Below are 20,770 nucleotides of genomic sequence, written 5' to 3' on the forward strand. Positions count from 1 at the left end.
GAGACTTATACAGGTTTAAGGTTTATGAGAACTAAAGGTTAAAAACGCAAAGTCAGGAGACTTTGCGTAGCGGGAAGAAATTTACACCGATGTTAGTACGAGAAGTATTCAACAGGTAAAAAGCCCATTTGATTATTTATGAAATAAAAAGCCTATTTTTGAGAACAAATAAGAACTGATATTTATCAGACATTGGCCTAATTTAGGGTAGATAAGATGGATATCGTAAGAGATATATACAAGTTAGTGGTAGGTTACAGAAGAATAAATAATCAAACACAATTTTTTTAACACAGGAATGAAAACAATAAAATTCAGAAATTGGGAACTTATTGTAAATAACGAATTGACTAAATCAACTTATGAAAAGGTTGAAATTGGCAATGCTGACAGCTGTGTTTGTAATGAATGTAAAAACTATTCAAATTATCGTAAAAATGTCTTTCCCGAAGAAATTAAAAATCTGTTTATAGAAATTGGAATTGACTATAGAAAAGAAAGTGAAGTAACTAGATATTGTAAGCAGAATAACGGATTACATCTTTATGGTGGTTGGTTTCATTTTAAAGGAGAATTTATCGGTAAAAACTGCAAAGTTCCTGTACGAGAAAATAGCTTTACATTTGAGTTAACTAAAATTGAAGAAAATTTTAGTATTGGATTTCGCAACGATAATGCTTTGTCATTTTTTGAAGATGGAAAAAATCTTGTGCAAATTGAATTTGAAACTGAAATTCCTTGGACAATTGATAAAGAATTAGAAACGGATTTAATGTGAATAGAAAGCCCAGCCACTAACAGCTACTATAACAGATTTGGGCAATAGGCTTAATGGAAAGTTGGTTTTGTATTTGAAATGATTTGGCAAATCTGAAAATAGGACTTAATTTAGTTCCAACCCCCCTGTAGTAGTGGGACGTTAGGCGACATTCACACGTATTCACTTAAGAAAGAAATTGGACAATTCAAACAAAAAATTAGTAACTCCAGAAGAAGTTGAAGTAAATCAAGTTTTCTTTGAGAAATGTGCTTTAGAGCATCGAGAACTTGCGACCCAATTAATCTTTGAGTTAGCAGGGCTTTTAAAGATTGACATTTCGAATGAACTTCCCTATTTAGCTTTTGTCAAATATTGGCAGAAAAATGGACAAAGTGGAAAAATGAATAACTGGAAATTCTTTTTTCATGGTTTTCACTGTAGCTTTGAAAATGTTGTTACAAATCAATATATTGAAGTTCCTATTGTCTTTGGATTAGAATTTGGTGACCTAGATCCTTATTTCTTCACTCAATATATAAAATCAACTTCTGGATATTTTCCAATGCCACTAGTGATAAATGATAACTACAAAGATGGTAAAACAATACTAGAGACAATGTTATCCCTTGGTAAGTTTGAGAAAATTAATTCAAATTGGCCAAATCATTACGGAACTGTAGTAAAAAATAGACCCGATAAAGTTGAAATAATCACATTTGAAAACCCATTAGAAAAGTCAAACGACAAAATAAAAGTTGAAAAAAAGGGAAAGTTTGATCTCTGGAAACTTTTAAAATTAAAATAAAACGCCCCTCTATGCGAAGTTTTCATCTGCAACGCTGTGCATGTCTCTGACTTCACACCCGCAAAGTGATTGAGTTTTCTTCCAGAAGATGTAATTTTGAAACGACTATTAATGTAAAGAGAATTCAGGAAAGTCGGGAGATTTTGCGTAGCGGAGATTATAATCTTTCTATCTTAAAATAGGCCAGCTCTTCTTCATTTCTTATCAGATTATTTAATCGCTCAAATCCGGCTTTTTGCAGTACATTTTGTGATCCGGTGTTATGGAGATCTGTTACGGCTACAACTTCTTTTGTATTTGTATTTGCAAAACTATATTGTGTTATTGCTTTGCACACTTCTGTAGCAATGCCTTTCCCCCAATACTCCCTACTGAGTACATACCCAATTTCTATTTGGTTTGTGTTATGTATAAAAACACGAGCAACACACATTCCTATGAAATTATTATTTGTAGTATCAAATATTGCCCATCGACTAAGATTTTTCTTTTCATAATTTTCAAGCAATTCATTAAACATTTCTACATATCTTTCTGGTGAAGTATCAGGAAGGTATTGTGTAACTTGATTGTCTTTAAAAAGATTTAAAAATGTTTGTTGCTCTTGAGATAAAAATTCGCGAATAATGATTCTTGGGCTTTGATAAAGAGTAGACATTGGTTATAGTAAGAGAATTAATTTAGAAGTTGTTTGCTAAAAGTATTAGCAGATTTGTTTTTGTACATACAGTCAAATTTACAGAAAATAAATAGAGAAAACTTCTCGCTTTTTAAAATGTTTTGAATGCTAAATCATTTACCAATAGAATGGATATTAAATTTGAGACAAAGTCAGAGATTTTATGGTGTTTTCGTTTTTTGTACTAGATTTGTTTTTAGAGGAGACACTGAGTCGGAGGTATTGGTATAACATTCATAAGAGTACCTTAGAGAGCGAGGTGAAATAGTATAAAAACGATGAAAAATATAATAATTTTATTGATGACTCTTTTTTTAGGAGCTTGCTCATCTGAAGAAAGTTATATTTACTACAGTTATAAGAAAACTACAATAACCAGGGTGGATAGAGGGAATAGGATTTCTTTTTATTATGGTAAATATAAAAAAGAGGAAGCTTTGCCACAATCATACATTGAGGAGACCTATTCGGGTTTTGATGGAGGTATGGATGCTTTTTTAATTGTTAAAGATGATGGGAAGGTGGAGATAGTGCCTGTAGGAGGGCTTTTTAAAACGATAAATTCAAAAGACAATTTATTCTTAAATGAGTTTAAAAGTAATCTAGGCTATATTAATTGGGAAAAGAGTATTAAGGGGAATTATTTAAATGTTTGTAGGGTGTCAAATGTATTAAAGGTTGAAATTCGGCTGAATAGAGAAAATAATTCAAAAGTGAAAGCTGTCTATCCTTAGCCCTCTGCTACGATGAGATTTCGACTCCCGCTCTCCGAAAAGTTCCTTATGAGAAGCTGTGCGAATGTCTCTGACTTCGCACCCGCAAAGTGATTAAGTTTTCTTGTAGAAGATGTAATTTGGAAATAACTATTAATATAAATAGAATTCAGAAAAGTCGGGAGACTTATATAGATTTAAGGTTTATGAGAACTAAAGGTTAAAAACGCAAAGTCAGGAGACTTTGCGTAGAGGGGAAAAATAAATAGACCTTTCTATAATAAACTTCAATACTGGTGAAGAAATAAAATCATTTAGTCTTACTTTAGATAAAAATAACTGGATTTTGAATTAGTCCTGTCATATCAAAATCAATTAAAATGAAACAAATCCTTTACATAATATATTGCTTTTCATTAATCTTTGTGTCGTGCTCTTCTCCGAAAGAATCAAAATTTAGCACTAAAATAGTGAAAGGTATTGTAATTGACGAAGATGGCATTCCGCTTCCCGGCGCTAACATAGTAGTAAAAGGTGCAAAACAAGGAACAATGTCAGATATTGATGGCAAATTTGAAATTGAACTAAGGAAAAAAGAAATTATGATTGTCAGTTTTGTAGGTTTAGAAAATACAGAAACCAAGATTGACTCCAAAGATTTTTATAAAATTATTATGCAAAAATATAATCCGCCGATGAGTAGGAAAATGAAGCGATATGTTAGAAAGCACGGTGGTGTAGTTCCCGAATTTTAAAAAAAAAACAGCACACAACAGCCGTTACACGAGATTTGGGCGTCTGGCTGAATTTAAAGATGGTTTTGTACTTGAGAAATTTGTGCATAAAAATCTCATATCTTTAATCCTAAACCCCACGCTCTGCGAAGTGTTCATCTGGAACGCTGTGCGAATGTCTCTGACTTCGCACCCGCAAAGTGATTAAGTTTTCTTGTAGAAGATGTAATTTGGAAATAACTATTAATATAAATAGAACTCAGAAAAGTCGGGAGACTTATACGGGTTTAAGGTTTATGAGAACTAAAGGTTAAAAACGTAAAGTCAGGAGACTTTGCGTAGCGGGTATTGTAAACAAAATGTTATCTGCTTTTAAAATTTAAATAATTCAATATAATCAATTTGTAATGCGTCACATACTTTTTCTAGAGTAGAAAGTGTCGCATTAGAATTTCCGTTTTCCAATCTGGACATATTACTTTTCTCAAAATTGCATTTTGAGGCTAATTCCTGTTGAGAAATATTTTTCTCAATTCTAATTTCCTGAATTCGTTTTCCGACTTTTTGTTGTAAAGAATGTTTCAAAGTAAATTATCTTTTATGATAATTCAAATTTTGTTATATATTTGCGTAAACAGGTTATCATATATGATAACTTTGGAAACTTAACAAAAAAATGTACGATGAAAACAAATGAAAATAAAGATTTAGAGTATATCAAAAGATTAGCAGATGGTTATTTAAATACATTAAAACCAACGAATGGCAAAACAGGGTATTATACTGCTGAAATTAAAGTGCTGAATTACTCTGAATTGGGTTGTGTTATTGCAAACATGCTTAAATTATGCGTTTTGGCACTGAATCAGGATGAGTGTAAAATTTCAGAAACGGTTAAACCATCGGCTATAGATGTGGGTATTGTTTTAGAAGTGGCTTTGCAACTTTTTCCTAATGATGAATTTGATTTGTTGAGTGAAATCAATGAAGTTTTTATTTCTGAATAAGATTAAAGCGTAAAAGTGTAATAAAAGTTACGGAATGAAAAGATGAGTAAGTGTGTAAAACAAAAAAAGCTTCAGAGAAATCTGAAGCTTTTTCTTAGTAGCGGGAACAGGACTCGAACCTGTGACCTTCGGGTTATGAGCCCGACGAGCTGCCTACTGCTCTATCCCGCGATGTTTCGGGTGCAAAGATACGCCGTTTTTTGAGAAATCCAACGAAAACATTAAAAAATGTTTTATTTTCTGTATTGAGTTGATATGACTACCTTTGCACCCGAGACCCTTGGGTCAAATGGTCCTCAGTACAATTAAATCATACACAAATGTCACATAAAGCAGGTTTTGTAAACATCATCGGGAATCCAAACGTTGGAAAATCAACATTGATGAACGCCTTCGTTGGAGAAAGATTATCGATCATTACTTCAAAAGCACAAACAACACGTCATAGAATCTTAGGAATTGTAAATGGTGAAGATTTTCAGTTGGTACTTTCAGATACGCCCGGAATTATAAAACCGGCTTATGAAATGCAGGAGTCGATGATGAACTTTGTAAAATCGGCTTTTGAAGATGCAGATATTTTGATTTATATGGTCGAAATAGGAGAGCAGGACTTAAAAGACGAAGCTTTCTTTAATAAAATCATCTATGCTAAAATTCCGGTTTTGTTATTGTTGAATAAAATCGACAATTCCAATCAGGAACAATTAGAAGAGCAGGTTGCTTTTTGGAAAGAGAAAGTGCCAAACGCTGAAATTTTCCCAATCTCGGCTTTACAGAATTTTAATGTACCGGAAGTTTTTAGCCGAATCATCGAATTGTTACCGGAATCACCTGCCTATTATCCGAAAGATCAATTGACAGACAAACCGGAACGTTTTTTCGTGAACGAGACTATTCGTGAGAAAATCTTATTGAACTATAGCAAAGAGATTCCGTATGCGGTTGAAATCGTAACAGAAGAATTTTTTGAAGATGAAAAAATTATCCGTATCCGTTCGGTAATTATGGTAGAGCGTGATACACAAAAAGGAATCATCATTGGACATAAAGGAGCCGCTTTGAAAAAAGTGGGAATGGATGCCAGAATAGATTTAGAGAAATTCTTCGGAAAACAAATTCATATCGAACTTTACGTGAAAGTGAACAAAAACTGGAGAAGTAATGCCAATATGCTGAAACGATTCGGGTATAATCAGTAAATGTTTAATCGGTTAATTGTTTAATCGTTGATTTGTTTCAGGTTTCAAGTTCCGATATAGAACCTGAAACTTGAAACCTGAAACAAAGAGTATAAAAAGAACAAAAAACTTAGGTACTTAGAAACTTAGCCTCTTAGCAACTTTTTTTAACTACCTTTGCAAAAAATTAAAATAAAGCATTTTGTATTTATAAGGGATAGCATTTTAGGAAACTAAAAAGCTAAAATCTAAAGTCCAAAATCTAAAATTCAAAAAAAATGAATAACATTGTTGCGATAGTAGGAAGACCTAATGTAGGGAAATCAACCCTGTTTAATAGGCTGATACAAAGAAGAGAAGCTATTGTAGATTCAGTATCTGGGGTTACCCGTGATAGAAACTATGGTAAAAGCGAGTGGAACGGAAAAGAGTTTTCTGTAATTGATACGGGTGGATACGTTCGCGGATCTGATGACGTATTTGAAGGTGAAATCCGTAAACAAGTAGAACTGGCTATCGACGAAGCCGATGTTATTATTTTTGTTGTGGATGTTGAAGAAGGTATTACACCAATGGATGAAACGGTGGCTAAATTGTTGCGTAAAGTAACAAAGCCTGTTTTATTGGCTGTAAATAAGGTTGATAATGCCATGCGTGAAAAAGATGCAGTTGAGTTTTATAACCTTGGTTTAGGTGAATATTTTACTTTCGCCAGTATTTCTGGAAGTGGAACAGGAGATCTTTTAGATGCTTTAATTGATGCTTTTCCAGAGAAACCGGAAGTTGAGGTTAAAGAAGATTTGCCTCGTTTTGCTGTTGTAGGACGTCCAAATGCTGGAAAATCCAGTTTTATCAACGCTTTAATTGGTAAAGACCGTTATATTGTTACAGATATTGCAGGAACTACCCGTGATGCCATTGATACTAAATTTGACCGTTTTGGTTTTGAATTTAACTTAGTTGATACTGCGGGAATCCGTCGTAAAGCTAAAGTAAAGGAAGATTTAGAATTTTATTCTGTAATGCGTTCGGTTCGTGCTATCGAGCATGCAGATATCTGTATATTGGTTATCGACGCAACCCGTGGATTTGAAGGGCAGGATCAGAGTATTTTCTGGCTGGCTGAGAAAAACCGTAAAGGAGTTGTAATCTTAGTAAACAAGTGGGATTTGGTAGAAAAAGATACCATGTCGACACGTGATTACGAAGAGAAAATCAAAAAAGAATTAATGCCTTTTACTGATGTGCCAATCTTATTCGTTTCGGCTTTAACGAAACAACGTTTATTGAAAGCATTGGAGGCTACAGTTCAGGTTTTTGAAAACAGAAAACAAAGAATTGCTACTTCAAAATTTAACGAATACATGCTGAAAGTAATTGAAGCTTATCCGCCACCAGCAACAAAAGGGAAGTATGTGAAAATTAAATACTGTATGCAGTTGCCAACTCAAACGCCTCAGTTTGTATTTTTTGCTAACATGCCACAATACGTTAAAGAACCTTACAAACGTTACCTGGAAAATAAGATCAGAGAAAATTGGGATTTCGCAGGAGTGCCAATTGATATTTATATCAGAGAGAAGTAAAAGTAAAAGTCCTCCAAAAGAGGACTTTTTTTATGCCTTGTTGTTAATTCAAACTATTTTTGCAATCATACTGTTTGACCGAATGTTTCGTTCACAATAAACCTTTTAGCTCTTATGGAGTCTTACTGTCTCAAACGAACCATTTTCATGACCAAATATTTATATTTCCTGATTACTTTTCTTTTTTGTTATACGGCCAACGCGCAGAATGATATTGTTATTAAAGGAACCATACTAGATATCAATACGCAATTGCCGCTTGAGCTGGCAACGGTTTATTTTACCACGGTTAAAGATTCTACCGTAATCGAATATGCAACAACTGATAAAAATGGAGCTTTTAGCATTACCACTAAAAAGTATGATAAACCTGTTTTTCTGAAGGTTAATTATATGGGATATCAGCCTTATTTTGAAGAAGAAAAGAGCATTCAGGAGAGTAAGGATTTCGGGAAGTTGTATTTGCTTGAAAATGTAAACGCCTTAAAAAATGTGGTGATAAAAAGTGAAGCACCACCAATTACCATTAAAAAAGACACTTTAGAATTTAATGCGGCTTCCTATAAAGTCCGTCCGGACTCCAATGTAGAGACTTTATTGAAACAGTTACCAGGTTTTGATGTAGGAACCGACGGAAAAGTGACCGTAAATGGAAGAGAGGTTAATCAGGTCTTAGTTAACGGGAAAACTTTTTTTGGTAAAGACGGCGCGATTGCCTTAAAAAATCTGCCCGCAGAAATAATCAAAAAAGTTCAGGTGTCTGATTTTAAAACGAAGAAAGAAGAGCTCTCCAAACAGGAATCGACTTCAGATTTTTCAAGCATCAACATTACGATCGACGAAAAGAAAAACAAAGGGTACTTTGGGAAAATATTGGGAGGTTATGGTTCCGACGATCGCTATGAAAGCAGTCTGATTCTGAATTTTTTCAATAACAAACAGAAAATAAGTCTTTTGGCCTCTTCCAACAATATTAATTCCACGAGTTTTGCAATGGACGAGGTTTTTGATACGATGGGAGGCGGACGAAACAGTAAGGGAAACACTAGTTCAGGTAGTGGTAAAGGAATCACACAGTCGAATTTAGTCGGACTTAATTACTCCGATGACTGGTCGAAAAGCTGGTCGGGAATGGGAAGTTATAATTTCTCGAATTCGGTTAATACTAATGATAGCAAGTCAGATCAGGTGAGTTTTTTGCCCACCGGAAATATTGCCACTTCGGCCGATTCTAAAACCAGAAATGAAAATACCGGAAACAATGCGAATTTTGAACTGGAATATAAAATTGATCCCACAAGCCGATTGGTCATAACGCCAAAAGTGAATCAATCCCGTTCGAATAATAACTCGTCTTCATCAAGTTTTTCGGAAGATGAAAATGGAAATCCTTTAAATGAAAGTAGCGCTAAATCCTACTCGGAAAGTACCAATACGAGTTTGGGGAATACCATCAATTTTAATAAAGCTTTCAAGAAGGATTATCGTAATTTTAATCTTTCTTTTGACAGTAATAACACCAGTACAGATAGCGAGGCTCGAAATCTTTCGCAAACTATTTTTTATCAGGACAACAAACCTAATGACGATAGAAATCAAAAAAGCCTAAACAACAACAAAAGTGATGTTTATTCGCTTGAACTTGAGTATACCGAACCGGTGACAGATTCACTAAGGTTAAGATTTGGATCTAATTTTGACTGGAATAAAGAGATCAAAGATGCAAAAACATTCGATTTCGATAACGCAACACAATCGTATTCGGATTTGAATGAGTCTTTAACCAATTATACCACTTCAAAGCAAAATTCCTTCAGTCCGAAAGTTGGATTAACCTGGCAAAAGCGAAAATTTACGGTTAATTTAAACAGTAGAACTGCAATTGTAACGTTCGACAATCATTCTTTATACCTGAACAATGCTACCGATTTGAACAAACGATATGCTTTGCCTTATGGTGATTTTCAGGTTCGATACAAATTTAGCCGTTCGAAAAATTTGTCATTCAAATACGATTATTCCAATGCGCTTCCTACGGCCGTTCAATTGATGCCGGTTTTAAATTTAACGAATCCGTTGAATACGATTACCGGAAATCCTGATTTGAATCCTATTGAGAAAAACAGTGCTAATATTAGCTTTAGAAACTATGATTTCCGCACGCGTTCCGGTTACAGTTTGTTTGTAAAAGGAGATTATTATAACAACGATGTGGTTTCGACTTCAATTTATGATGATAGTGGAAAGAGAACCACTACTTATGTCAATATTTCGGGAACCTACACGACCTCGATTGGTGGAAACTGGAATCAGTCGGTAAAAAGAGATGCTCACCTTTTTAGATATGGTTTGGGATTAAATGGAAGTTATTCTTTTGATAAAGGATTTACCAATGCTGTATTGTACAATGCAAAATCAACAGCAATTACTCCAAAGCTTAATTTTACCTATGAATATGGTGAGCTGTTAATCATTTCTCCATCCTACAGTTTGTCTTATAATGAAACCAGGTACGAGAATTCTTCAAGAGATGCGAGTTCAAATGTGGTGCACAGGATCAATTTGCAGACCACAAGTTATTGGCCAGAAAATCTGATTTTTGGAAATGATTTTGGCTACACTTATAATTCGAGCATTTCGGGTAATTTCAAAAAAGATTTTTATTTGTGGAATACCAGTTTGTCTTACGGTTTCTTTGATAAAAAAGTATATGCCAAAGTAAAAGTTTACGACGTTCTAAATCAGAATCAAAGTGCGACGACGTCGATTTCGGCGACATCAATCCGTGATGAAGAAAATACTGTTTTAAAGCGTTATATCATGTTCTCAGTAAGTTACAAGATAGGGAATTTTGCTGCTGAAAAAGGGAAAAAGAAGAGGCAAAGAGAAGAGTTTTAATTTTCAGACGGAACAAGATAATAGTGGTTTTTATTTGAAAAACAGCTAGGATACTGGATTTTTGGAATTTAGATTTTTAAATTTTAGAAATAAAAAAAAACGAGGCAAGTTTAAAAAACCGACCTCGTTTAGAGTATAAAATTAACTAACTGGTTATAATGAATATTTTAAAGTGATACCATAAGTTCTTTGATCACCAAGTACAGCGGCATATTGTCCGGCATTTCCACCGGCAGGCAGCAATTGCTCATAGTAATCTTTGTTTAATAGGTTACGACCCCAGAACTGAACAGATAGTCCGTCTGATGCGCGGAATCCTAAACGAGCGTTAAAAATAGCATATCCCGGAACCACTAGGTATTTTGAAGCAGAAGGACTTGATGAAAATTCAGAACGTGCATAAGAATCAACCGCTAAGAAGATTTTTCCTTTGTTTCCGAAGAATTTTGCATGGTCAGAAAGCTCACCTCCTAAAGATCCTGCCCATTTTGAAGCACCCGGTAATTCTGTTCCGGAAACATCTTTAAAAGCTACAGGAGCTCCTGTTTCTTCTAATGGAAGTGGTGCATTGGTAAACTTAACATATTTTGCATCTGTATAAGTAGCGGCTGCATTTACAGTCAAGTGCTGGCTAAAAACAAAACTGGCATCAAGTTCAGCACCTCTTACACGTACTTTATCCGCATTGGCAAGATAACCACGGTTTACACCAAGTTCGGCAGCCTGAACATTGGTTTGAAAATCTTTGATTTCCGTATTAAAGAAAGTCAGATTAAATATGGAATTTTTGAACGGAGAAGTTTTTACCCCAACTTCATAATGATTTACTTTTTCAGGTTTGATTACCGCTAGATCCAATAATGGTAGTCCTTTTGAATCTGTTGGAAGTCCTGCAACATTCACACCCACGGGTTTGTAACTTTTAGCGTAAGTCGCGTAAGCATTGATTTTGTCAGATGCTTTATAAGATACCGTTATGTTTCCTGAGAAATCGGTATTGTCTGTATTCGATGCAAAAGACTGATCTGAGTAAACCGATTTTTTAAGCGCCAGTAATGCCGGATCAGTAGTTTGAAGACCACCGTAAGTAGTACGGCTGTATTGAGCATCTTTTTTGTCGAAGTTATATCTCACACCCGGTAATACATGTAAACGATCGGTAATTGCCCAGTCAACCTGACCAAAAACAGCAGCACTCGAAGCTCTAATTCTGGCATCTGTTTTAATTCCGTATCCTTCAAAAAGTCCAGGAGTTTTCCATAGCGGACTGGTACTGCTTTGAGAGAATCTCCATTGAGCATTACCGGATTCTTCCGTTCCGTCTGTTTGCGAAGTTTGATCAATAAAGAAGGCACCAACAACACCACTAAGTTTAGAAGTTAGCTGACCTGCGTAACGCACTTCTTGTGTAAATTGAGTCTGTCTGGTTGGGTTTTGAGACTTAGCCAAAACTTGTAATCCTGTAAAGTCCCTGTCATTTGATGGATCCCAGTTCCAAAAACGCCATGCAGTAGTGGAAGTAAGTGTTCCTGTTCCAATTTTAGTATCAATGTTAAGAGAAATACCTCCCATGTCCTGTCCTGAACGCCATGGTGTATCATGATCGATTTTTCGATCAAAAGCATTTTGGCTTGGTAGCTGATAGTTTAAATCTTTAATGATAGCATTAAACTGTCTGTAACCAGCTCTTTGCGTAGGTGCGACACCTGCCACAACCTGTGCGTATCCATCCGGACGCTGCGTTGTGATATCGGCTGCCAGAATAATGTTAGTATTTTCTGACGGAGTAAAAAGCAATTGCCCTCTAATTCCCTGATTGTTTAAGCTGTTTGTAGGTCTTCCTGTGGCCACATTGTCGATCAAACCATCGCGTTGTGTACCTGAAAAGGAGATACGACCGGCTACTTTTTTACCCAATGCTCCTGTAACTGATGCTTTTGCCTGAAGAAAAGCATAATTACCATAACTCACTTCAAAATCAGCACCAGAAGTAAAACTTGGTTTACGGGTTGTAATGTTAAAGGCTCCGGAGGTAGTATTTTTACCAAACAAAGATCCTTGTGGTCCGCGTAATACTTCAATTTGTTCTACGTCAATAAAATCAAGAGTAGTGGCTGCCGGACGGGCATAATAAACCCCATCTACATAAAAACCAACACCCGGATCGATACCATCGTTAGTAAGTCCGAAAGGAGAACCAAGGCTACGAATGTTGATTCCTGTATTTCTTGGATTTGAAGAGTATAATTGTACAGAAGGAACAAGTTCTTTAATTCGGTTTACATTAAATGCTCCGGTTTGTTCTGCCTGTTTACCGGTAATTACCGATACGGCGATTGGTACGTCCTGAACTTTTTCGATTCTGCGTCGTGAAGAAACCACTACTTCAATAAGTTCGTTTTCTTCTTTAATGGTTATTTGTAGCGGAGCTATAGGCAAATCGGTAAGTTCAATTTCAGTGGTTTTATAGCCTACATATTGAACTAATAAGGTTAGCGGAAGTTTTCCTCTGCTGTCGATGCTGAATTTACCATTTTGATCGGAAGTAGTATTTGAGGTTGTCCCTTTTATAACAATGTTTGCTGCTTCTAAAGGGATGTTTTCGCTTGTTTTAACAACACCTTCAATGTTTTGTGCAAATGATATAGAGAAGGTTAAAAAAGATAAGATTGTAAGTATATTTTTTGTCGAATTTTTCATTTTTACATTAAGTATATGTGATTAGTAGAATTTAAAATAAATTTTTTTTACCAACACATACACATTGTAGAAGAATAGTTTTTCACAGTTGTGAATGGAATAATATAATTTCTTTGCAAAAGATTTTTCGATACATCGATTGATTGTGAATGTACTCTCATAGTTAAAACTTTAGTAAATGATTTGTTAATTATTTTTTGCAAATATATATATAAATTCTATCGATTTACTAGGAATTAGGAAATATTTTTTTATTTCTTGATGAGAGAGGCTATTGTGATGCCTTGCATGGCCTTAAGAGTCTCATCACGAATGATCATTAAACCATGTCTTAAGCTGCATTCTTCCTCGGTTTTACAATCAGAGCATGGTTCGTAAAAGTTTAATGATGCACAAGGCAATAAGGCAATTGCACCGTCAAATAAACGGTGAATTTCTGCCAGAGTGATGTCGTTTTTGGAGCGTATCAGATAATATCCGCCAAATTTTCCCTGCTTACTGCTTACCAAACGTCCTCGTTTCAGGTCTAATAAAATCTGTTCCAGGAACTTTTTAGGAATATTGGCTCCATCAGCGATTTCAATAGTTCTTGAAATGTGATTTTCTTCTTGTTCTGCTAAATAAAGTAAGGCCTTAAGGGCGTATTTTGCTTTATGTGATAACATCTTTGTTTTAATTATGAATTATAAATTGTGAGTTGTAAGTTGTGGGTAGTTAAACTTAAATTTTATTTTAAAATTTAAGTTTAAGGGGAAACCTGAAACCTGAAACCTGAAACCTGAAACCTGAAACCTGAAACCTGAAACCTGAAACCTGAAACCTGAAACCTGAAACCTGAAACCTGAAACCTGAAACCTGAAACCTGAAACCTGAAACCTGAAACCTGAAACCTGAAACCTGAAACTGTTTACCAGCCCCCGCTAGAACCTCCTCCAGAGAAGCCTCCTCCGCCAAAACCTCCGCCAAAGCCACCTCCGCCTCCGGATGATCCTCCGCCGAAGCCTCCAAATCCTCCTCCGCCGCTTCTTCCAAGATTGCTTAGAATGATGACATCGAGCAGGCTAGGGCCGCCGCCTCCGCTATTATTGCCTGAATTGCCTCCGCCACCTCTTTTATTTCGGGACAGTAAAATTAATACAATTACGACAATTATAATAAAAGGCAGGATTGGAAAATCTTTTCCTTTGGTTTGTTTGCGCTCGCCTTTGAATTTTCCTTTAAAAACATCAATGATCGCATCTGTTCCTTTGTCAAGTCCGTTGTAAAAACTTCCGGCTTTGAATTCCGGAATAATTATATTTCGGATGATTGTTCCGCCAATTCCGGCAGTCAATCGGTCTTCGAGACCATAACCGGGATTTATGGCAATTTTTTTCTCCTTTTTTGCCAGCAGGATAATAACACCATTATCGTCTTTTGCAGTTCCTCCAATTCCCCAGGTTTGCCCCCATTTGGTTGCTAACTGACTTACATCTTCACCTTTTAAACTTTCGATTGTAATTACTACAATTTGAGTAGTAGTGGAGTCAGAATAACGAATTAGTTTTTGTTCCAGCTGAGATTTTTCAGATGCATTTAAGATGTTGGCATAATCGTAAACCGAAGTTTGTAAACTTGGTTTTTCAGGTATTGTAAATTGTGCAAAAATACTGTTGCAGGTAACAAGCGCGATAAACAAAAGAGTAAACTGAAAAATTCTGTTGGAATTTGAGATTTTGTATTTGGAAATTTTCATTATTTATCCTTTTGATATTTCGTTTGATAATTCATTGCTGTCTCCTTCAGACCACGGAAAGTATTTTTTCAATTGTTCGCCGGCATTCAAAATACCGTCGACAATACCTTGTTTAAAATTTCCGGATTTAAATTGTTGAATTAGGGCATCTTTGGTGCAGTCCCAAAAATCAGGAGTAACCACATCATTTATACCTTTGTCTCCGCAGATTGCAAAAGTTTTATCAGCAACGGCAAAGTAAAACAAAACCCCATTTTGAAGCTGGGTTTCGTGCATTTTTAATTCATGAAAAACTTCTAAAGCCCTTTCAAAAGGGACTTTAGAAGTACTTTGTTCTATATGTACTCTAATTTCGCCAGAAGTATTTTTCTCGGCCACGCGAATTGCTTCTACAATTTCCAGCTCTTCTTCTTTGGATAAAAAATCTTCTACTTTTGACATTGAAATAATTTTAGAGTTTAGATTGTTGATTTTAGATTATGATCTAAAAAACGGTTTTAGAATTTTACTTCAACCGGTTTGTCTGCACCTTCAACTGCATTAAAGTATGCTTTTTCTTTAAATCCAAACATACCTGCAAATAAACTATTTGGGAATGTTTTGATGTGGTTGTTGTATGGTTTTACCGCTTCGTTGAAACGTGTTCTTGCCGTTAAAATCTGATTTTCAGTACTAGCCAGTTCGTCTTGTAGTTTCAAGAAGTTTTCGTTTGCTTTTAATGTTGGATATTGCTCAACAGAAACCAATAATCTTGATAAAGAAGAAGATACGCCGCTTTGAGCTTTGTTGAATTCAGCAAGTTGTTCCGGTGTAATATTAGTAGGATCTACGGTTACACTTGTTGCTTTTGCACGAGCTTCGATAACAGCTGTTAAAGTTGATTTTTCGAAATCGGCAGCACCTTTTACAGTGTTTACTAAATTTCCAATAAGGTCATTACGTCTTTGGTAAGCTGTTTGAACATCTCCCCAGGATTGCTCTACAGTTTGGTTTAATGTTACCGCAGTATTGTTAATCCCTTTAACCCAGCTGTAAATTCCTATAAGTACAACTGCTCCAATAATCCAAGGCAAAAATCTTTTCATGTGTATTTAATTTAAGTTTGTTTCTGATTTAATTAATATCTTATAATTCGTTCTTAATATCGATTAATTGTGTTTTGATGGTCTCTAATTTACGTATTATTTCGAATTTATCTAATGTTTTCTTTTGTCCTTCTTTCAAATGTGTTTTGGCTCCTTCAAGTGTAAAACCTCTTTCTTTAACCAAATGATAGATCAATTGTAAGTTGGTAATATCTTCGGGCGTAAACATTCGATTGCCTTTGGCATTCTTTTTTGGTTTCAAAATGTCAAATTCGCTGTCCCAAAACCGAATCAATGATGCATTGACATTAAAAGCTTTGGCTACTTCGCCAATGCTGTAATATCGTTTATCTTTTGAAAGCTCAATATGCATGTTTCTTAATTTTCTATATTTATTCCAAAAATACTACTTTTTGCAGTATTAATCTAATGACTGATTTTCCTGGTTTGCCATTTGTGAAATGGCCACATATTCGACTGCCGAAATATTGCCGTAATAGAAGTTCAGCGGATTTACGACTTTACCGTCTTTGTGTACTTCATAGTGACAATGCGGTCCTTCAGATCTTCCTGTGCTTCCCACGTAACCAATAACATCGCCTCGTTTTACACGTTGTCCGGGTCTGCAATTGTATTTGCTTAAATGCGCATACAAACTTTCGTAGCCAAAACCATGCCTGATGACCACATGATTCCCAAATCCGGATGCCGAATTATCGGCTCGTTCGATAACGCCATCTCCTGTAGCATAAACGGGAGCACCTGTTTTGGCGGTGAAATCCATTCCGTTATGCATTTTTCGTACTTTCGTGAACGGGTCGGTTCTGTATCCAAAACCGGAAGCCATGCGTATTAAATTCTCATTTCGTACAGGCTGAATGGCCGGAATTGCCAGCAATAAAGTGCCTTTTGTACTGGCTAATTTTAAAATTTCATCTAACGATCGAGACTGAATCGCTAATTCTTTAGAGAGACGATCTATTCGTTTTGTGGTATTTAAAACCAGTTGAGAATTGTTGTAACCTTCTAAATCTTTATATTTTCGGGAATCTCTGAAACCTGCTTTTCGAATAGAATCCGGAATTTCGGCTTTGTTAAAATAGACTCTGTAAATGTTATTGTCTCTGTTTTCTAATGTCTCGGCTACGGCATCGATTTCATCCATTTTTCTGTTTAGAATGGCATATTGTAATTTCAGATTTTCAATTTCTCGTGCCTGTAAACGATCTTTTGGCGTTTCAAAATAGGGAGTATTGATTAAAAGTATAAAAACTAAAAAGCCAAATAATGCCGAAGCCAATAAAAACAGTAATGCATAGCCAACTTTAGCCCTTTTTCGGGTCTTTATTTTTGTATAAGCCAGATTTTCTGAGTCGTAATAATATTTTACTTTCGCCATATTTTAAAATACCCTATTTTTGCAGCTTGTAAAATAAGTTAGTCGAACAAATTTAGTAAATGTTTCAGATGTTCACAGCTTTTTTCAAGAATAAAACAATTTAGATAATGTGTCAATTTGATAATTAGATAATGTCTTAAATGCGAAATTTATTGTTTGGAACTTTAAATTTTGTATTAAAAAGAGGTAAGTATCACATTTTCAGATTAACATGTTTCTAATTAATTATCACATTTTCAAATTGACACATTTTCTAATTTTAATATGAAATCACAAGACGTACGTAAACAATTTTTAGATTTTTTTGAGAGTAAAGGACACACTATTGTTCCTTCAGCTCCTATTGTACTTAAAGACGACCCAACCTTAATGTTCAACAACTCGGGAATGGCCCAGTTTAAAGAATATTTTTTAGGAAACGGAACGCCAAAAAGTCCAAGAATTGCCGATACACAAAAATGTCTTCGTGTTTCAGGAAAGCATAATGATCTTGAAGAAGTAGGTATCGATACTTATCACCACACGATGTTTGAGATGCTGGGGAACTGGTCTTTTGGAGATTATTTCAAAAAAGAGGCTATCAACTGGGCTTGGGAATTATTGACAGAAGTGTACAAAATTCCAAAAGAAAATCTTTACGTTTCGGTTTTCGAAGGAAGTAAAGAAGATAATGTGCCGTTTGATCAGGAGGCTTGGGATATCTGGAAAGAATTAATTGATGAAGATCGCATTATTCTGGGGAATAAAAAAGACAACTTCTGGGAGATGGGAGATCAGGGACCATGCGGACCTTGTTCTGAAATTCACGTTGATTTGCGTACTCCGGAAGAAAAAGCAGCCGTTTCAGGAAAAAGTTTAGTAAACAACGATCATCCTCAGGTGGTTGAAATCTGGAATAATGTATTCATGGAATTCAATCGTAAAGCTGATGGGTCGTTGGAAAAACTTCCTGCGCAACACGTTGATACCGGAATGGGATTTGAGCGTTTGTGTATGGCATTACAAGGAAAAACATCCAATTACGATACCGATGTTTTCATGCCTTTGATTAGAGAAATTGAAACTATCACCGGGGCAAATTATACTGTTAAAGCATCAAACGAAGCGGAAGAAAAAGTAAATATTGCGATTCGTGTAATTGCAGACCACGTTCGTGCGGTAGCTTTTGCTATTGCTGATGGACAGTTGCCGTCAAATACCGGTGCAGGTTATGTAATTCGTCGTATTTTGCGTCGTGCTATTCGTTATGGATTTACTTTCTTAAATATAAAAGAAGCTTTCATCTACAAGTTAGTAGAAACTTTAAGTGAACAAATGGGAGATTCTTTCCCGGAAATCAGAACTCAAAAAGCACTTTGCTCGAATGTGATTCGCGAGGAGGAAAACTCTTTCTTACGTACTCTTGATCAGGGATTGGTACTTTTAGATGCTGTGATTCTGAACAATTCAGGAGATACCATCGATGGTAAAAAAGCTTTTGAATTGTATGATACTTACGGTTTTCCGATCGATTTAACAGCTTTGATTCTTTCTGAAAAAGGCTTGAAATTAGACGAAAAAGGATTTCAGGAGCAATTGCAATTGCAAAAAGAACGTTCCCGTGCCGCTTCAAAAGTTACTGCAGGGGACTGGAATGTTTTGGTAGAAGATGATATTCAGGAGTTTGTAGGCTACGACAGATTATCGCATCAGGTAAAAATTACGAAGTACCGCAGAGTGGATAGCGTGAAAGACGGAGAAATTTATCAATTGGTTTTCAATGCAACTCCATTTTATGGTGAAAGCGGAGGACAAACAGGAGATAAAGGATATCTGGAAGCTCAAAATGGTGATATCGTTTATATCATTGATACTAAAAAAGAAAACAATCAAACAATCCACCTGGCAAAATCGTTGCCTGAAAATTTAACAGGAACATTTAACGCGGTTGTGGATGCGCTTCAGAGAGCAAAAACATCATCAAATCACTCGGCTACGCATTTATTGCACCAGGGATTGCGTAAAATATTAGGAACACACATTGAGCAAAAAGGATCTATGGTTCGAAATACTTCTTTGCGTTTTGACTTCTCTCACTTCTCAAAAGTATCCGATGAGGAATTAAAAGAAGTAGAAAATTTTGTGAATGCAAGAATTCGTGAAAGTTTGCCTTTAATCGAAAAAAGAGCTATTCCGAAAGATCAGGCTCTCGAAGAAGGAGCAATTGCTTTGTTTGGAGAGAAGTATGGTGACTTGGTTCGTATGATTAAATTTGGTGATTCTGTCGAATTATGTGGTGGAACTCACGTAGCAAATACTGCTGATATCTGGCATTTCAAAATTATTTCAGAAGGAGCTGTAGCGGCAGGAATCAGAAGGATTGAAGCAATTACGAGTGAAGCTGCAAAAGATTATTTTGAGTCTCAATTGCTTTCTTATGATGAAATTAGAGAGACCTTGAAAAATGCTCAGGATCCTGTGAAAGCGATTCAGTCTTTACAGGAAGAAAACATTCAGTTGAAAAAACAATTGGAAATCTTGTTGAAAGATAAAGCCAAAAACATGAAAGGTGATTTGGCTAAAGAATTGCAGGAAATCAATGGCGTTCAGTTCTTAGCAAAACAAGTAGATTTAAATCCGGAAGGAGCAAAAGATTTGGCTTATGAATTGGGTAATTCTTATAATAATCTGTTTGTAGTTTTCGCAACTGCACAGGAAGGAAAACCAATGCTGACTTGCTATATCTCTAAAGAAATTGTAGCAGAGAAAAACCTAAACGCCGGACAAGTAGTTCGTGAATTAGGAAAATATATCCAGGGAGGAGGAGGAGGACAGCCTTTCTTCGCCACTGCAGGAGGTAAAAATGTTGATGGAATTGCTGAGGCTTTGGCTAAAGCAGTTGATTTCGTGAAGTAATTTTTTAGTCTCGCAAAGACTCAGAGTCGCAAAGTTTTTTTTAAGCTTTGCGGCTTTTTTTTTAGCTAATTAATTCAATATAGGTTTTTTCTTTAGTTTTGTAAGAAGATAAAATGACAGAGAATGAAATTTCAGCGATCGTAGTCGATTCGATGTCTGTTATAAAATACATGTAAAACTTGGACCAGGATTATTAGAATCTGTTTATGAAGCAATTTTGTATCATGAATTAACGAAGAGGGGTTTACGTGTAGAAAGACAAAAGCCCTTGCCCGTAATTTGGGATCAAATTAAATTAGACATCGGATTTAGAGCTGATTTAATAGTAGAAAACAAAGTGATTTTAGAAATTAAATCAATTGCACAAATTACAGATGTTCATGCAAAACAAGTTTTGACTTATCTAAAAGTTACCAAAAATGAAATTAGGATTATTAGTTAATTTTAATGTCCCAATCATTAAATATGGCATTAAAAGAGTAGTGAGTAATCTGTGATAAAAAGCTTTAAAAAACTTTGCGACTCCGCGTCTTTGCTAGATGAGCAAATTCAGAAGTAACGAGTTTTTTTATAGATAAAAGAGATAGGTTTTT

At 35.4% G+C, this 20,770-nt stretch carries 19 protein-coding genes and 1 tRNA gene; 10 read left to right on the forward strand and 10 right to left on the reverse strand.

Going from position 1 to position 20,770, the window contains the following annotated elements:
* The first annotated feature begins 298 nt into the window (after positions 1-298).
* Positions 299-778, forward strand: coding sequence for a hypothetical protein (locus OLM58_RS12115; protein ID WP_264529111.1), 480 nt, complete (start codon positions 299-301; stop codon positions 776-778).
* 178 nt (positions 779-956) lie between these two features.
* Positions 957-1,565 carry a DUF6896 domain-containing protein gene (locus OLM58_RS12120; protein WP_264529112.1) on the forward strand — a complete coding sequence of 203 codons (609 nt, stop codon included), beginning with the start codon at positions 957-959 and terminating at the stop codon, positions 1,563-1,565.
* Between the two features lie 157 nt (positions 1,566-1,722).
* On the opposite strand, the gene OLM58_RS12125 is transcribed toward OLM58_RS12120, so the two are convergent.
* On the reverse strand, positions 1,723-2,223 hold the full coding sequence (locus OLM58_RS12125) for a GNAT family N-acetyltransferase (protein WP_264529113.1): 501 nt from the start codon (positions 2,221-2,223) through the stop codon (positions 1,723-1,725).
* Between the two features lie 299 nt (positions 2,224-2,522).
* Here OLM58_RS12125 and OLM58_RS12130 point away from each other — a divergent pair, with 299 nt between their 5' ends.
* Together OLM58_RS12130 and OLM58_RS12135 are read left to right on the forward strand one after the other, a co-directional pair.
* Positions 2,523-2,978, forward strand: coding sequence for a hypothetical protein (locus tag OLM58_RS12130; RefSeq protein ID WP_264529114.1), 456 nt, complete (start codon positions 2,523-2,525; stop codon positions 2,976-2,978).
* 359 nt (positions 2,979-3,337) lie between these two features.
* Positions 3,338-3,712, forward strand: a complete 375-nt coding sequence (locus OLM58_RS12135) for a carboxypeptidase-like regulatory domain-containing protein (RefSeq protein WP_264529115.1) — start codon at positions 3,338-3,340, stop codon at positions 3,710-3,712.
* Between the two features lie 351 nt (positions 3,713-4,063).
* Here the strand turns inward: OLM58_RS12135 and OLM58_RS12140 are convergent, their stop codons facing one another.
* A complete protein-coding gene (locus OLM58_RS12140; RefSeq protein ID WP_017498802.1) occupies positions 4,064-4,276 on the reverse strand; it encodes a helix-turn-helix domain-containing protein in 213 nt (70 codons plus the stop codon).
* A gap of 98 nt (positions 4,277-4,374) precedes the next feature.
* Between OLM58_RS12140 and OLM58_RS12145 the strand changes: the two genes are divergently transcribed.
* Positions 4,375-4,698 carry a hypothetical protein gene (locus tag OLM58_RS12145; protein ID WP_264529116.1) on the forward strand — a complete coding sequence of 108 codons (324 nt, stop codon included), beginning with the start codon at positions 4,375-4,377 and terminating at the stop codon, positions 4,696-4,698.
* Between the two features lie 98 nt (positions 4,699-4,796).
* Here OLM58_RS12145 and OLM58_RS12150 read toward each other — a convergent pair.
* A tRNA-Met gene (locus tag OLM58_RS12150) sits at positions 4,797-4,869 on the reverse strand.
* Positions 4,870-5,018: 149 nt separating this feature from the next.
* Here OLM58_RS12150 and era point away from each other — a divergent pair.
* The 3 genes from era (at position 5,019) to OLM58_RS12165 (ending at position 10,363) form a co-directional block, all read left to right on the forward strand.
* Positions 5,019-5,900, forward strand: coding sequence for a GTPase Era (era, locus tag OLM58_RS12155; protein ID WP_017498804.1), 882 nt, complete (start codon positions 5,019-5,021; stop codon positions 5,898-5,900).
* A 257-nt stretch (positions 5,901-6,157) separates the two neighbouring features.
* Positions 6,158-7,465, forward strand: a complete 1,308-nt coding sequence (gene der / locus OLM58_RS12160; RefSeq protein WP_264529117.1) for a ribosome biogenesis GTPase Der — start codon at positions 6,158-6,160, stop codon at positions 7,463-7,465.
* A gap of 147 nt (positions 7,466-7,612) precedes the next feature.
* Positions 7,613-10,363, forward strand: a complete 2,751-nt coding sequence (locus tag OLM58_RS12165) for an outer membrane beta-barrel protein (protein WP_264529118.1) — start codon at positions 7,613-7,615, stop codon at positions 10,361-10,363.
* A gap of 153 nt (positions 10,364-10,516) precedes the next feature.
* Here OLM58_RS12165 and OLM58_RS12170 read toward each other — a convergent pair whose 3' ends face one another.
* The 7 genes from OLM58_RS12170 to OLM58_RS12200 form a co-directional block, all read right to left on the reverse strand.
* Positions 10,517-13,063, reverse strand: coding sequence for a TonB-dependent receptor (locus tag OLM58_RS12170; protein ID WP_264529119.1), 2,547 nt, complete (start codon positions 13,061-13,063; stop codon positions 10,517-10,519).
* Between the two features lie 251 nt (positions 13,064-13,314).
* The gene (locus OLM58_RS12175) at positions 13,315-13,728 is read right to left on the reverse strand and encodes an RrF2 family transcriptional regulator (protein WP_070908800.1); all 414 of its coding nucleotides are present in this window, start codon (positions 13,726-13,728) and stop codon (positions 13,315-13,317) included.
* A gap of 242 nt (positions 13,729-13,970) precedes the next feature.
* Positions 13,971-14,798, reverse strand: coding sequence for a TPM domain-containing protein (locus OLM58_RS12180; RefSeq protein ID WP_017498656.1), 828 nt, complete (start codon positions 14,796-14,798; stop codon positions 13,971-13,973).
* Between the two features lie 3 nt (positions 14,799-14,801).
* Complete coding sequence (locus OLM58_RS12185; protein ID WP_264529120.1) at positions 14,802-15,239, reverse strand: TPM domain-containing protein; 438 nt, start codon at positions 15,237-15,239, stop codon at positions 14,802-14,804.
* A 56-nt stretch (positions 15,240-15,295) separates the two neighbouring features.
* Complete coding sequence (locus tag OLM58_RS12190) at positions 15,296-15,883, reverse strand: LemA family protein (RefSeq protein WP_017498654.1); 588 nt, start codon at positions 15,881-15,883, stop codon at positions 15,296-15,298.
* A 40-nt stretch (positions 15,884-15,923) separates the two neighbouring features.
* Positions 15,924-16,256: a MerR family transcriptional regulator gene (locus OLM58_RS12195; protein WP_017498653.1), complete on the reverse strand. Its 333-nt coding sequence runs from the start codon at positions 16,254-16,256 to the stop codon at positions 15,924-15,926.
* A 48-nt stretch (positions 16,257-16,304) separates the two neighbouring features.
* Positions 16,305-17,282, reverse strand: a complete 978-nt coding sequence (locus tag OLM58_RS12200; RefSeq protein ID WP_264529121.1) for a M23 family metallopeptidase — start codon at positions 17,280-17,282, stop codon at positions 16,305-16,307.
* Positions 17,283-17,546: 264 nt separating this feature from the next.
* Here OLM58_RS12200 and alaS point away from each other — a divergent pair, with 264 nt between their 5' ends.
* Complete coding sequence (alaS, locus tag OLM58_RS12205; protein ID WP_264529122.1) at positions 17,547-20,177, forward strand: alanine--tRNA ligase; 2,631 nt, start codon at positions 17,547-17,549, stop codon at positions 20,175-20,177.
* Between the two features lie 166 nt (positions 20,178-20,343).
* Positions 20,344-20,619 (forward strand): GxxExxY protein, encoded by a 276-nt coding sequence (locus tag OLM58_RS12210; RefSeq protein ID WP_413614497.1) that lies wholly within the window; start codon positions 20,344-20,346, stop codon positions 20,617-20,619.
* Positions 20,620-20,770 lie beyond the last annotated feature (151 nt).

It is taken from the genome of Flavobacterium sp. N502540, from assembly GCF_025947365.1.
Classification (GTDB): Bacteria; Bacteroidota; Bacteroidia; order Flavobacteriales; family Flavobacteriaceae; genus Flavobacterium.